Consider the following 12,793-nt stretch of genomic DNA (forward strand, 5'->3'; position numbering starts at 1 on the left):
TCATTGCGCCTGGAATGCGGCAAACAAGGGAGAATCTACAGATAATCCCCATTCATATTTCAAAAAACAGCCGATTTGCATTGAAATACGAAAATCACTGATTCGATCAGAGCTTCCCTAAAATACTGGATACCGTCCGCCATGGAAGGCGATGCGGCGTCAGCGGGTGAATCCGATCTACAGTACAGCCTTGGGATAGGATCCCAGCACCTTGTACATGCCCGCCTGCTTTTCCAGGGCCGCCAGCGCCTGGCGCACATGGGGTTCATCCTTGTGGCCATCCACATCGATGAAGAACACGTAGTCCCATACGCCACGCCGTGAAGGGCGGGATTCGATACGCGTCATGCTCACGCCGTGCTCGGCCAGCGGCTCCAGCAGACGATGCAGCCCGCCGGCTTCGTTTCTGGTGGAAATGAGCAGGCTGGTCTTGTCTTCACCCGAAGGCGGCACCTGCTGATTGCCGATAATGAGAAAACGGGTGGTATTGCCCGGCTCGTCTTCGATGTTATGTGCCAGCACACTCAGGTTATAGATTTCCCCCGCCGTTTCGCTGGCAATGGCTGCCGCCCCGGCATCTTCCCGTGCCATGGATGCCGCCTCGGCATTGCTGCCCACGGCGATGCGTTTTACATTAGGCAAATGCCTGTCGAGCCAGCTGCGGCACTGCGCCAGCGACTGCTGATGTGAATACACGGTTTTCAGCTCATCCAGAGAACCTGCATTGGACAACAGGTTGTGATGGATACGCAGGGTCACCTCCCCACAGATCTGCAGCGGCGAGCTGAAGAACATGTCCAGAGTGTGACTGATGACACCTTCCGTGGAATTTTCCACGGGCACCACACCATACTGGCAGTTGCCTGCCTCCACTTCCTGAAAGACATCCGAAATGGAACCCAGCGGCGTCGTGGTGACCGAATGACCAAAATGCTTGAGCGCCGCTGCCTGGGTGAAAGTACCTTCCGGTCCCAGGAAAGCGATGTTCAGGGGGTACTCCAGCGCCAGGCAGGCTGACATGATCTCACGGAACAGCCGTGCCATTTCTTCCGCATCCAGCGGTCCCCTGTTGCGTTCCTTGACCATGCGCAGCACCTGGGCTTCGCGCTCCGGGCGGTAGAAGACCGTGTCTCCATCACCTTCCTGCTTGATACGGGCAACCTCTGCCGCCGCTTCCGCACGGGCATTGATGAGGTTCTGAATCTCCTCATCGATGGCGTCGATGCGCTCACGAATGGCATTGAGCTTTTCCGCTTCAGTCATGCAGCGTGCCTCTATTTATTGCAGCTGAGGCAGCGCACGGACAATACACCTTCCACACCGGCTATCTTGTCAAGCACACCCTGATCAGGCTGGGCTTCCAGGTCGATGAGGGTCACCGCGATATCTCCACGGGATTTGTTGAGCATATCCAAAATGTTCAGGCCGGCTTCGGCCAGGTCCGTGGAGATCTGGCCCAGCATGTTGGGTACGTTGCTGTTCACCACCACCAGGCGCGGGTTCTCGCCGTGGGGCATGTTGATCTCGGGAAAATTCACGGAATTGGCGATATTGCCGTCTTCCAGCCAGCCACGCACTTCGTCCGCCACCATGATGGCGCAGTTCTCTTCTGCTTCCCGGGTAGATGCACCCAGATGGGGAAGGGTCAGGCAGCGGGCGTGATCCTTGAGAAGATTGCTCGGAAAATCACAGACGTAGCCATAGAGCTTGCCGTCATCCAGCGCCTTGACCACGGCTTCATCATCCACGATGCCATTGCGCGCAAAATTGAGCACGATGGCATTGTCCGGCATCAGCCGTATGCGTTCCTCGTTGATCATGTTTGCCGTTTGTTCGTTCAGGGGTAGTACGTGGAAGGTAACAAAATCCGCTCGGGACAGCAGGTCATCGATGGACAGTGCCTGTTCCACATCCGCCTTCAGTTTCCAGGCGGATTTGACGGTGATAGACGGATCAAAGCCAACCACGTTCATGCCCAGGTCATGAGCGGCATTACAGATCTTTACACCGATAGCACCCAGGCCAACCACACCCAGGGTACGCCCCGGCAGCTCGAAACCGACGAAGTTCTTCTTGCCCGCTTCCACCGCCCTGGTGATCTCGGCATCCTCGCCTTCCAGGGAGCTGGCGAACTTCCAGGCAGGGCCGATGTTGCGCGCCGCCATCAGCATGCCCGCGATGACCAGTTCCTTCACGGCATTGGCGTTAGCACCCGGCGCGTTGAACACAGGAATGCCCTTTTCGGTCATCCTGTCCACGGGAATATTGTTGACGCCTGCGCCGGCACGGCCGATAGCCTGCACGCTTTCGGGAATCTCCATGTCATGCATCTTGTAGGAACGAAGCAGGATGGCGTCTGGATGGCTGATTTCCGAGGCAACTTCGTAGCGTTCACGGGGCAGGCGGTCCAGTCCAGCGGCAGAAATGTTGTTCAGGGTAAGAATCTTGTACATCGTATCTGTCCTGTTCAGGCGTTGGCTTTTTCAAATTCATGCATGAAGGCGATCAGCGCCTGCACGCCTTCTTCCGGCATGGCATTGTAGATGCTGGCACGCATGCCACCCACCGAACGGTGTCCCTTGAGGCTCTTGAGTCCCTTTGCAGAAGCTTCTTCCAGGAACTTGCCATCCAGATCCGGATTGGCCAGGGTAAAAGGCACGTTCATCCAGGAACGGCACTCAGGGTCCACGGGATTGGCGTAGAAACCGGAATCATCAATAGTGTTGTACAAGGATTCTGCCTTGCGCTCATTGACGACAGCCATGACATCCAAACCACCATTTTCCTTGAGCCATTTGAACACCAGACCCGCCAGATACCAGGCATAGGTGGGCGGCGTGTTGTACATGGAGCCGTTGTCGGCGTGGATCTGGTAATTCATCATGGCGGGGCAGCTGTCCGGTGCATGACCGATGAGGTCTTCACGAATGATGACCAGGGTCAGGCCCGCCGGCCCGACGTTCTTCTGCGCGCCGGCATAGATGATGCCAAATTTCGATACATCGACAGGACGGGACAGGATGGTGGAAGACATGTCCGCCACCAGGGGAATCTCCCCCGTATCGGGAATATAGGGAAATTCGACACCCTGAATGGTTTCATTGGGCGTGTAATGCACATAGGCAGCATCGGCAGAAAACTGCAGGTCACTTTCCGCCGGCGCCTTGAAGTCAGCAGCGGTATCGGCGATAACGTTTACCTCGCCATAACGTTTCGCCTCGGCGATGGCCTTCTTGGACCAGCTGCCGGTGTTGATGTAGTCTGCCTTTCCCGTGCGTCCCATGAGGTTCATGGGCACCATGGCAAACTGGCTGGAAGCCCCTCCCTGCAGAAACAGCACCTTGTAGTTGTCAGGAATCGCCATTATTTCGCGCAGGTCTGCTTCCGCCTGTGCGGCAATACTCATGAACTCCTTGCCGCGATGGCTCATTTCCATCACCGACATGCCGGCGCCATGCCAGTCAAGCAGTTCATCCTGCGCCTGTTTCAGTACAGCTTCGGGAAGCGCGGCTGGGCCAGCGCTGAAATTATAGATTCGTGACATTTTGGGTTTCCTGTTGGTTACTACCTGAAAAATCGATCTTGTTTGTTCAAAAGAGAGATTACTCTTCACCCTCTTCGTGCTCAGCGTCTTCGCCTTCCAGCATTTCGATACGGGCAATACCGATGAGCTTTTCTTTCTTGCTCAGGGCAATCATCTTCACACCCTGGGTATCACGGCCCATGCGGGATACATCACTGACACGTGTACGCACCAGGGTGCCACCATCGGTAATGAGCATGATTTCATCATCTTCATCCACCAGTATGGAGCCGATCTGCTGGCCATTGCGCTCCGAAGTGCGTATGGAGATCAGGCCTTTGCCGCCACGCCCCTTGACCGCAAACTGGCTGATGTCGGTACGTTTGCCGTAACCGTTTTCGCATACGGTGAGCACATCACCCTCGGTGGCCACCACCAGGGAAATGACCCGCTGGCCCTTGTCCAGACGGATGCCGCGCACGCCGGCTGCGGTTCGTCCCATGGGACGCACGGCAGATTCGCTGAAACGCACGGCCTTTCCTGCAGAACTGAACAGCATGATGTCCTGGTTGCCATCGGTGATATCCACACCCACCAGCTGATTGTCATCTCTCAGATCCACGGCAATGATGCCGCTGGCCCGCGGCCGCGAGAAATCGGTGAGCGGCGTTTTCTTCACGGTTCCGTTGGCCGTGGCCATGAAGATGTAACGGTCTTCGGTATATTCCCTGATCGGCAGCACGGCATTGATGCGTTCTCCTTCTTCCAGGGGAAGCAGGTTGACCATGGGCTTGCCCCGGGCATTGCGTCCCGCCTGGGGCAGTTCGTACACCTTGAGCCAGTACACCTTGCCCATGCTGGAGAAGCACAGGATGGTGTCGTGGGTGCTGGCGACGAACAGCTTGTCGACGAAGTCCTCGTCCTTGGTGGTGGTGGCCGTCTTGCCCCGGCCACCCCGGCGCTGGGCCTGGTAGGTGTCCAGGGACTGGGCCTTGGCATAGCCCTGGTGGGAAAGGGTCACGACCACGTCTTCTTCGGTGATCAGGTCTTCGAGCGTCAGATCCAGGCGATCCGCGACGATCTCGGTACGGCGCTCGTCACCGAACTGTTCCCTGATTTCCAGCAGTTCGGTCTTGATCACTTCCATGAGCCGGTCTGAGCTGGAAAGGATATCCAGCAGATCCGCGATACGGTCCAGCAGTTCCTGGAACTCGCTGATGATCTTGTCCTGCTCCAGTCCGGTGAGCTTCTGCAGGCGCAGGTCCAGGATGGCCTGGGCCTGCACTTCGGTAAGGCGGTAGCCGTCCGGCGTCAGGCCAAAGCCTTCGGGCAGGTCATCAGGGCGCGAGGCGTCCGCGCCGGCACGGGAGAGCATGTCTTCCAGGGCGCCGGACTGCCAGGTGCGGGCGCAGAGTTCCTTCTTCGCCGTGGCCGGATTGGGCGCCGCCTTGATCAGGGCAATGACCTCGTCGATGTTGGCCAGGGCCACGGCCAGGCCTTCAAGGATGTGAGCCCGGGCGCGGGCCTTGCGCAGATCGAAAATGGTTCGCCGTGTGACCACTTCGCGACGGTGACGGATAAAATATTCCAGCAGCTGCTTCAGATTGAGCGTACGCGGCTGGGAATCCACCAGGGCCACCACATTGATGCCGAACACACTCTGCATCTGGGTGTGCTTAAACAGGTTGTTGAGCACCACTTCGCCCACTTCGCCCTTGCGCAGTTCGATCACCATGCGCATGCCGTCCTTGTCGGATTCATCGCGCATCTCGGTGATGCCTTCAATCTTCTTGTCCTTGACCAGTTCGGCAATCTTTTCCATGAGCCGCGCCTTGTTCACCTGGTAGGGAAGCTCGGTGGCCACCAGACGCTGCTTGCCGTTGTCCATGTCCTCGAAATGGGTGCGGGCGCGCACATAGATCTTGCCCCGCCCGGTGCGATAGGCTTCACGGATGCCCTTGGCACCGTTGATGATGCCCGCCGTGGGAAAATCCGGCCCCGGCACATAGCCCATGAGCTCGTCAATGGCTATGTCCGGATTGTCGATAACCGCCACGCAGGCGTTGATCACTTCCGTCAGGTTGTGCGGCGGGATGTTGGTCGCCATGCCCACAGCGATGCCCGAGGAACCGTTGACCAGCAGGTTGGGCACCTTGGCCGGCAGCACGGTGGGTTCAGATTCGGATTCGTCGTAGTTGGGAATGAAATCGACAGTTTCCTTTTCGATATCCGCCAGCAGTTCATGGGCGATCCTGGCCATGCGCACTTCGGTATAACGCATGGCGGCGGGGGAATCCCCATCGACGGACCCAAAGTTACCCTGCCCATCCACCAGCATGTAGCGCAGTGAAAACGGCTGGGCCATGCGCACGATGGTGTCGTACACCGCGGTGTCGCCATGGGGGTGGTACTTACCGATGACATCACCCACCACGCGGGCGGATTTCTTATAGGGTTTGTTCCAGTCGTTGTTGAGCACGCTCATGGCGTACAGCACCCGGCGATGCACCGGCTTGAGCCCGTCCCTGACGTCCGGCAAAGCCCTTCCCACGATGACGCTCATGGCGTAATCAAGGTAGGAATGCTGCATCTCGTCTTCGAGATTGACCGGAAGGACTTCCTTGGCGAAATCAGTCATGTGTTTAAACGGCCTGAGTGGCTAAAACAATTAGGGGCCGAATTTTACCATAATTCCATCCCCGGGGTGCGGGTCACATGGAAAATCCGCACAAAACGCAAATGTGGCCCTCAGGGGGGATTCATATCATGTTCTGACGGAGCTTTTTTGCGTCTGGCGAATGAATAATCCCCTTTTCCGTGACGATCGCATCCACCAATCCCGCCGGAGTGACATCGAACACCGGATTCCAGGCATTCGCCCCCGCGCTGGCCACCCTTTTGCCTCCACAGGAGAGCAGCTCTTCAGGGTCACGGGTTTCGATGGGTATGTCCGCTCCCGAGGGACAGTGCATATCGATGGTGGAGGTGGGAGCCGCCACCATGACCTTCACACCATGGGCTTTGGCAACCAGGGCCAGGGAATAAGTCCCGATCTTGTTAGCCACATCGCCATTGGCGGCGATGCGGTCCGAGCCCACGATCACCCAGTCCACACCGCCAGCGGCCAGGCGTGCCGCCGCTGCACCATCGGCCAGCAGCGAGACAGGAATACCGTCCCGCACCAGCTCCCAGGCTGTGAGACGGCTGCCCTGCAGCCAGGGCCGGGTTTCATCGGCATACACCTGGGTGAGCTTCCCGGCCGCCCAGGCACTGCGGATCACGCCCAGCGCTGTACCGTAACCGCCCGTGGCCAACGCACCCGCATTGCAGTGCGTGATGACTGCCGTCCGCTTTTCAATGAGAGAAGCCCCCAGATCGCCGAGCACGTGGTTGGCGGCGATATCCTCGTCATGAATGGCCCGGGCTTCGGCGAGCAGTGCCGGTTCCGGATCAGCATCATCGGCCAGGGTCTGTATCCGCTGCCCCATACGGGCGATGGCCCAGGCCAGGTTTACCGCCGTGGGGCGGGCAGCCTCCAGGCGGGACAGGTCATCCTGCAAGGCCTGCTTCCAGCCCGTGTCTGCGCCCCGCCAGGCATCCCGGGCCGCCAGCACCACGCCATAAGCCGCCGTCACCCCGATTGCCGGGGCTCCACGCACCACCATGCCGGCAATGGCACTGGCCACGTCTGCAGCATTCTCGCAATGTATGAATTTTTCTTCCTGTGGCAGCAGGCGCTGGTCCAGCAGCAACAGCTCATCATCCTGCCACAGGGCAGCATCATCAGGAGCAGCGGGACGGTCGAGTTTGATCGTTTTCATAAGTGTTGGGTTCCAGAACAGATTTCCGGTATTTTATAGCCACCTGCCAGACAAGGAAAAAAAATGCACGCAGACAATCTCATACACGCCCGCTGGATCATTCCCGTGGAACCGCCAAACCGGGTCCTGGAACATCATGCCATCGCCATCGAACAGGGGCGCATCACTGCCCTTTTACCTTCGCGGGAGGCAAGGGAACAGATCAGCGCGTCACGGGTTATTGAACTGCCAGGACATGCCCTGATCCCCGGCCTGATCAATGCTCACACTCACACGCCCATGAGCCTGTTCCGGGGCATGGCCGACGATATCCCACTGATGGAATGGCTGGAAAAGCACATCTGGCCTGCCGAGCAGCGATGGATCAGTCCGGAATTTGTCGCTGATGGCAGCCGTCTGGCCATGGCGGAGATGATCCGCAGCGGCACCACCTGTTTCAACGACATGTATTTCTTTCCGGACATCACCGGAAAAGTCGCCCTGGAAACCGGCATGCGGGCGGTGCTGGGTATGATACTCATCGACTTCCCTTCCGCCTGGGCCTCCGATGCCGACGGTTACCTGGAACGTGCGCTGGCGCTGCATGATACTTTCCGCAATGAATCCACCGTCAGCGCCATCTTCGCGCCTCACGCGCCCTATTCCGTATCTGACGAACCCCTGCTGCGCGTGCGCACCCTGGCCAACGAGCTGGATCTGCCCATTCACATGCACGTTCATGAAACGGCGGACGAAATCGGGCAGAGCCGGAAACAGTATGGCATGCGCCCCCTCACGAGGTTGCGCCAGCTGGGCCTGACCGGACCCAACCTCATCGCCGTACACATGACCCAGCTGCAGGATGATGAAATCGAAGCCTATGCGGCCAGCGGTGGCCATGTGGTGCATTGTCCCGAATCCAATCTGAAGCTGGCCTCGGGATTCTGTCCCGTTGCCCGGCTTCTGGCTGCCGGAATCAACGTCGCCCTGGGCACGGACGGTGCCGCCAGCAACAACGATCTGGACATGCTCGGCGAGATGCAGACCGCTGCCCTGCTGGGCAAGGGCGTGGCCGGGAATACTGAAGCGCTCCCCGCGACCCAGGTGCTGGAAATGGCCACCATCAACGGCGCCAGGGCACTGGGGCTGGAGGCGGATATTGGCTCCCTGACCCCGGGCAAGGCAGCCGATATCACGGCCATCGACCTGCAGAGTATCGAAACCCAGCCCGTGTTCGACCCGGTCTCCCAGATCGTGTATTCCGCCGGCCGGGAACAGGTCAGCCATGTCTGGGTGAACGGTGAGCTGCTACTGTCTGACGGCGAACTGACCCGCATCAATGTGAACAGGCTGATGGCCGACACCGGCAGCTGGCAGGATAAACTGCAGCAACAATCCTGATCCGGCAAATTTGCTAGAATGACTCCATCTGATATCAACGGTAAGCCGATCATGCCCGACCATGCACACCACAATGTGGATCCTTCGGAAATCAGCAAGTTCGAGGAACTGGCTTCGCGCTGGTGGGACCCCAACAGCGAGTTCAAGCCCCTGCACGAGATCAACCCCCTGCGCCTGGGTTATATCGAGCAACATGCAGGCGGACTGGCGGACAGGAAGGTGCTGGACGTGGGCTGTGGCGGTGGCATCCTGGCGGAATCCATGGCGGAGAAAGGCGCTCATGTGACCGGTATCGACATGGGTGATGCCAACCTGGAGGTGGCGCGCCTGCACCTGCTGGAAAGCGGCCGTGACGTGGACTACCGTCAGATACCGGTGGAAAAGCTGGCCCGGGAAATGCCCAGGGAGTTCGATGTGGTCACCTGCATGGAAATGCTCGAGCACGTGCCTGATCCGTCCTCCATCGTTACTGCCTGTGCCACGCTAGTCAAACCGGGCGGCACAGTGTTCTTCTCTACCATCAATCGCAATCCCAAATCCTATCTGTTTGCCATCGTCGGCGCGGAGTACGTTCTGCACCTGCTGCCCAAAGGCACACATGACTATGCGCGCTTCATCCGCCCGTCGGAGCTGAGCCGGTGGATCCGCCAGACCGACCTCGAAATGCAGGACATCAGCGGCATGACCTACAATCCCCTTACCCGGGTATACAGGCTCGACCCTTCCGACGTGGACGTGAACTATCTGGTAGCCACACAAAAAGCGGCTGAATGAAACCCGCCATCGATTGCCTGCTGTTCGACCTGGACGGCACCCTGGCGGACACGGCCCCGGATCTGGCCCATGCCCTGAACCGCACGCTGGAGCATTTCGGCCGTCAGCCCCTGCCTTTCGAAAAGATCCGCCCCGTGGTCTCACACGGCGGTATCGCACTGATCCGCCGGGGTTTCGCCATGGAGCCGCAGGATGAAGGCTTCGAGGAACGGCGCCTGCACCTGCTGGATGTGTATCTGAAAAATATCTGTCGACACACGCGACTGTTTCCGGGCATGGATCAGGTACTCGAAGCCCTGTGCCGGAAAGGCATCCCCTGGGGTATCGTGACCAACAAGCCCGCCTGGCTCACCGATCCCCTGATGCAGGCATTGCCCATGCCCTGCGGCACAGAAGTCATCATCAGCGGCGACACCTGCGAGCACAGAAAACCCCATCCACAACCCCTGGTACACGCCAGCACATTGCTGGCAACCCCACCGGAACGGTGCCTGTATGTGGGTGATGCCGAAAGGGACATCGAAGCGGGAAAGGCCGCCGGTATGCCCACCGCCTGCGCCCTCTTCGGCTACCTGCAGGAAGATGACCGGCCGGAAGAGTGGCAGGCTGATTTCGACCTCGAGCGGCCACAGGATTTGCTGGCGTTGCTGTAGGAACGGGTGACGTCTGTTAATATAGGCCGCTGTACCGTCATACAAGCAGACAGCCATGAACAACTACAAAGCTCCTTCCAACCTGCTGCAGGATCGCGTGATCCTGGTTACCGGCGCCGGCAGCGGTATCGGCCGGGCAGCCTCCATCGCCTTTGCCACGCACGGCGCTACCGTTGTGCTGCTGAGCAAGACCCTGCCGAATCTGGAAAACGTCTATGACGAAATCGAGAGCCTGGGCGCTCCGACTCCGGCAATCTACCCCATGCATCTGGAAGGTGCCACCCTCCATGACTATGAAGAGCTGGGAGACAAACTGAAAGAGACTTTCGGCCGGCTTGAGGGCATCCTGCACAATGCCGCCATCAATCCCTATCTGAGCCGCATCAAGGACTATGACCCCCAGGATTGGATGAAGGTCATGCAGGTGAACGCCAATGCGCCCTTCTTCATCACCCAGACCTGCATGCCCCTGCTGCTCCAGGCTGAAGATGCCTCGGTAATCTTCACCTCCGACAGTGTGGGACGCAGGGCCCACGCGTACTGGGGCGCCTATGCCGCCGCCAAGTTCACCCAGGAAGGCCTGATGCAGGCGCTGGCGGAGGAGCTGGAAAACACCCCTGTGCGTGTAAACAGCCTCGATCCCGGCCCTACCCGCACCAACATGCGCAAGACCATCTACCCCGGAGAAGACATCAACAGGGTAAAGCTGCCCGAAGCCCTCATGCCTTTGTACCTGTGGCTGATGGGTCCGGACAGCCACGGCACTCATGGCCAGGCGCTGACCTATGAGGAACAGTCATGAACACGCGCTTACTGGTTCTGGCTATGACACTGCTTCTGGGCGCCTGTTCAGACAGTCAGCCGGAAAAACCACCGGAAAAGCACTTCAACCCCTGGGACTCGCAGATGAAGGCGCTGGACAAGGCCAAGGGTCTGGAAAAACAGATGCAACAGGATGCGAAAGACAGGGACAGACTCATTCGCGAACAGGGCGGGTGATTCCTGTTTTTGATGCCTTGAACTCCATCGAGGCGCATTCCATCAAGATCTACCTCATCAGCAATGGCATCGATGCCAGGGTCGGTGGCGACTACCTGCAGGGCGCCATGGGCGAACTGCCCGCCCTGGGCATCGTCAGGGTATTCGTCGACGAAAAGGATGAAATCCGGGCAAAAAAGCTCATCCGGGAAATGCGTGATACCGCGGATGATGATGACAGCTGGATTCCACCGGCGCTGCGCTGACAGCAATGACCACCCACGACAGCGCAGAACAGGGTCTGGACGCTTACCTCGTGGGCGGCTTCGTGCGCGACCGGTTGCTCGACCGGCCCCACAATGACCGTGACTGGGTCGTGGTGGGCAGCACCCCCGAAGAAATGCTGGCCCGCGGTTTTCAACAGGTGGGCAGGGATTTCCCCGTATTCCTGCACCCCCGCAGCAAGGAAGAATATGCCCTGGCAAGAGGACGGGATACCGACGGCAATCTGACCACAGGCCCCGGTATTTCCCTGGACGAGGATCTGGCGCGGCGTGATCTGACCATCAACGCCATCGCCATGGACAGGGAGGGACGGATCATCGACCCTTTCCATGGCCGTCAGGACCTGGAACAGCGTATTCTCCGGCATCTGCCGTCATTCAGTGATGACCCCCTGCGCATCCTGCGTCTGGCGCGCCTTGCCGCCGGACTGGATTTTTCCATCGCAGAAGAAACCGCGACACTCGCCCGAAACCTAACAGAAAGAGGTGACCTGTCTTCCCTCGCCCCGGAACGCATCTGGCAGGAACTGCGCCGCGCCCTGTGCACGCCATCACCCCGGCGCTTCGTCGAAGTGCTGCGGGAACTGGGTGCGCTGAAAGCAATCCTGCCCGAAGTGGACGCCCTGTTCGGCATTCCCCAACCGGAAAAATATCATCCCGAGATCGACACCGGCATTCACGTGCTCATGGCACTGGACCGCGTTACCGAACTCACCACAGACCCCCTGGTGCGCTTTGCGGTGCTGGTGCATGACCTGGGCAAGGCGGTGACGCCTCCCGAATACTGGCCCAGTCACCGCGGGCATGAAGCGCTGGGCGTCCCCCTGGTCGACCGGGTCTGCCGGCGCCTGCGCATCCCCGAACACTACCGGAAGCTGGCCCGCAAGACATCACGCTATCATCTCATGGTGCATCTGGCCCTTGAACTCAAGCCCAGAACCCTGGCAAAGCTCCTGGATGATCTGGACGCCTGGCGCGCTCCTGAAGATTTCGAACGCTTCCTGCTGGCCTGCCAGAGCGATGCCCAGGGGCGCAAAGGGCCCAGGATCAGCCTTATCCCCAGGCAGACTATTTGCGCCGTATCCATACACTCACCAGGGACATTTCCGCCAGGGACGTACCCACCCATATCCACGGAAAACAGATCGGCAGAGAAATTCATCAGCTGCGCTGCCGCAGGATCGCCACATTCAGGAAGCAGTGTTCCCCCGGTGATTTTTCCCGGCAGGATGACTCCGGGGCTGGAGGCTGCTAAGCTCGCAGAGATGAACAGACGGGCTTCGATTCGTCAAGCGTGTCTTCGACCTCGTGATAGATTTTGGGACATCCCAGTCCCCAAAATCGACTCGGCCTTTGACAACCTATTGGTGCCCCAGCAGT

The 12,793-nt window shown here is 59.0% G+C and carries 11 protein-coding genes and 1 pseudogene; 7 read left to right on the plus strand and 5 right to left on the minus strand.

Annotation, left to right across the window (positions count from 1 at the left end; genetic code table 11):
* Positions 1-177: 177 nt before the first annotated feature.
* The 5 genes from pheA to mtnA form a co-directional block, all read right to left on the minus strand.
* Positions 178-1,263, minus strand: coding sequence for a prephenate dehydratase (pheA, locus tag ACOCD2_RS05005; RefSeq protein WP_293645433.1), 1,086 nt, complete (start codon positions 1,261-1,263; stop codon positions 178-180).
* 11 nt (positions 1,264-1,274) lie between these two features.
* Positions 1,275-2,453 carry a phosphoglycerate dehydrogenase gene (locus ACOCD2_RS05010; RefSeq protein ID WP_293645431.1) on the minus strand — a complete coding sequence of 393 codons (1,179 nt, stop codon included), beginning with the start codon at positions 2,451-2,453 and terminating at the stop codon, positions 1,275-1,277.
* Positions 2,454-2,467: 14 nt separating this feature from the next.
* The gene (gene serC, locus ACOCD2_RS05015; RefSeq protein WP_293645429.1) at positions 2,468-3,544 is read right to left on the minus strand and encodes a 3-phosphoserine/phosphohydroxythreonine transaminase; all 1,077 of its coding nucleotides are present in this window, start codon (positions 3,542-3,544) and stop codon (positions 2,468-2,470) included.
* 58 nt (positions 3,545-3,602) lie between these two features.
* Positions 3,603-6,161 carry a DNA gyrase subunit A gene (gene gyrA, locus ACOCD2_RS05020; RefSeq protein WP_293645427.1) on the minus strand — a complete coding sequence of 853 codons (2,559 nt, stop codon included), beginning with the start codon at positions 6,159-6,161 and terminating at the stop codon, positions 3,603-3,605.
* 121 nt (positions 6,162-6,282) lie between these two features.
* Positions 6,283-7,344, minus strand: coding sequence for an S-methyl-5-thioribose-1-phosphate isomerase (mtnA, locus tag ACOCD2_RS05025; protein WP_293645425.1), 1,062 nt, complete (start codon positions 7,342-7,344; stop codon positions 6,283-6,285).
* A 63-nt stretch (positions 7,345-7,407) separates the two neighbouring features.
* Here mtnA and ACOCD2_RS05030 point away from each other — a divergent pair, with 63 nt between their 5' ends.
* The 7 genes and pseudogenes from ACOCD2_RS05030 to ACOCD2_RS05060 all read left to right on the plus strand — a co-directional run bounded on the left by ACOCD2_RS05030 (position 7,408) and on the right by ACOCD2_RS05060 (position 12,668).
* Positions 7,408-8,724 carry a TRZ/ATZ family hydrolase gene (locus tag ACOCD2_RS05030; protein WP_293645423.1) on the plus strand — a complete coding sequence of 439 codons (1,317 nt, stop codon included), beginning with the start codon at positions 7,408-7,410 and terminating at the stop codon, positions 8,722-8,724.
* Between the two features lie 18 nt (positions 8,725-8,742).
* Positions 8,743-9,498 (plus strand): bifunctional 2-polyprenyl-6-hydroxyphenol methylase/3-demethylubiquinol 3-O-methyltransferase UbiG, encoded by a 756-nt coding sequence (ubiG, locus tag ACOCD2_RS05035; protein ID WP_293672473.1) that lies wholly within the window; start codon positions 8,743-8,745, stop codon positions 9,496-9,498.
* Positions 9,495-10,151 carry an HAD family hydrolase gene (locus ACOCD2_RS05040; protein ID WP_293645419.1) on the plus strand — a complete coding sequence of 219 codons (657 nt, stop codon included), beginning with the start codon at positions 9,495-9,497 and terminating at the stop codon, positions 10,149-10,151. The genes ubiG and ACOCD2_RS05040 overlap by 4 nt, the downstream gene beginning before the upstream one ends.
* Before the next feature lie 55 nt (positions 10,152-10,206).
* The gene (locus ACOCD2_RS05045) at positions 10,207-10,953 is read left to right on the plus strand and encodes a YciK family oxidoreductase (RefSeq protein ID WP_293645417.1); all 747 of its coding nucleotides are present in this window, start codon (positions 10,207-10,209) and stop codon (positions 10,951-10,953) included.
* Positions 10,950-11,150 carry a hypothetical protein gene (locus tag ACOCD2_RS05050; protein ID WP_293645415.1) on the plus strand — a complete coding sequence of 67 codons (201 nt, stop codon included), beginning with the start codon at positions 10,950-10,952 and terminating at the stop codon, positions 11,148-11,150. Before ACOCD2_RS05045 ends, ACOCD2_RS05050 begins: the two co-directional genes overlap by 4 nt.
* 17 nt (positions 11,151-11,167) lie before the next feature.
* A complete protein-coding gene (locus ACOCD2_RS05055) occupies positions 11,168-11,395 on the plus strand; it encodes a DUF2007 domain-containing protein (protein ID WP_293652397.1) in 228 nt (75 codons plus the stop codon).
* A 35-nt stretch (positions 11,396-11,430) separates the two neighbouring features.
* Positions 11,431-12,668, plus strand: a pseudogene (locus ACOCD2_RS05060) (multifunctional CCA addition/repair protein).
* Positions 12,669-12,793: the final 125 nt, after the last annotated feature.

It is taken from the genome of Thiolapillus sp. (genome assembly GCF_048562965.1).
Classification (GTDB): domain Bacteria; phylum Pseudomonadota; class Gammaproteobacteria; order Chromatiales; family Chromatiaceae; genus Thiolapillus; species Thiolapillus brandeum_A.

Bases quoted from the DNA above. Each gene is read 5' to 3' on its own strand.
- mtnA (WP_293645425.1), bottom strand. From the start codon at position 7,344: ATGAAAACGATCAAACTCGACCGTCCCGCTGCTCCTGATGATGCTGCC.
- ACOCD2_RS05045 (WP_293645417.1), top strand. From the start codon at position 10,207: ATGAACAACTACAAAGCTCCTTCCAACCTGCTGCAGGATCGCGTGATC.
- serC (WP_293645429.1), bottom strand. From the start codon at position 3,544: ATGTCACGAATCTATAATTTCAGCGCTGGCCCAGCCGCGCTTCCCGAA.
- ACOCD2_RS05040 (WP_293645419.1), top strand. From the start codon at position 9,495: ATGAAACCCGCCATCGATTGCCTGCTGTTCGACCTGGACGGCACCCTG.
- ACOCD2_RS05010 (WP_293645431.1), bottom strand. From the start codon at position 2,453: ATGTACAAGATTCTTACCCTGAACAACATTTCTGCCGCTGGACTGGAC.
- ACOCD2_RS05050 (WP_293645415.1), top strand. From the start codon at position 10,950: ATGAACACGCGCTTACTGGTTCTGGCTATGACACTGCTTCTGGGCGCC.
- ACOCD2_RS05030 (WP_293645423.1), top strand. From the start codon at position 7,408: ATGCACGCAGACAATCTCATACACGCCCGCTGGATCATTCCCGTGGAA.
- pheA (WP_293645433.1), bottom strand. From the start codon at position 1,263: ATGACTGAAGCGGAAAAGCTCAATGCCATTCGTGAGCGCATCGACGCC.
- gyrA (WP_293645427.1), bottom strand. From the start codon at position 6,161: ATGACTGATTTCGCCAAGGAAGTCCTTCCGGTCAATCTCGAAGACGAG.
- ubiG (WP_293672473.1), top strand. From the start codon at position 8,743: ATGACTCCATCTGATATCAACGGTAAGCCGATCATGCCCGACCATGCA.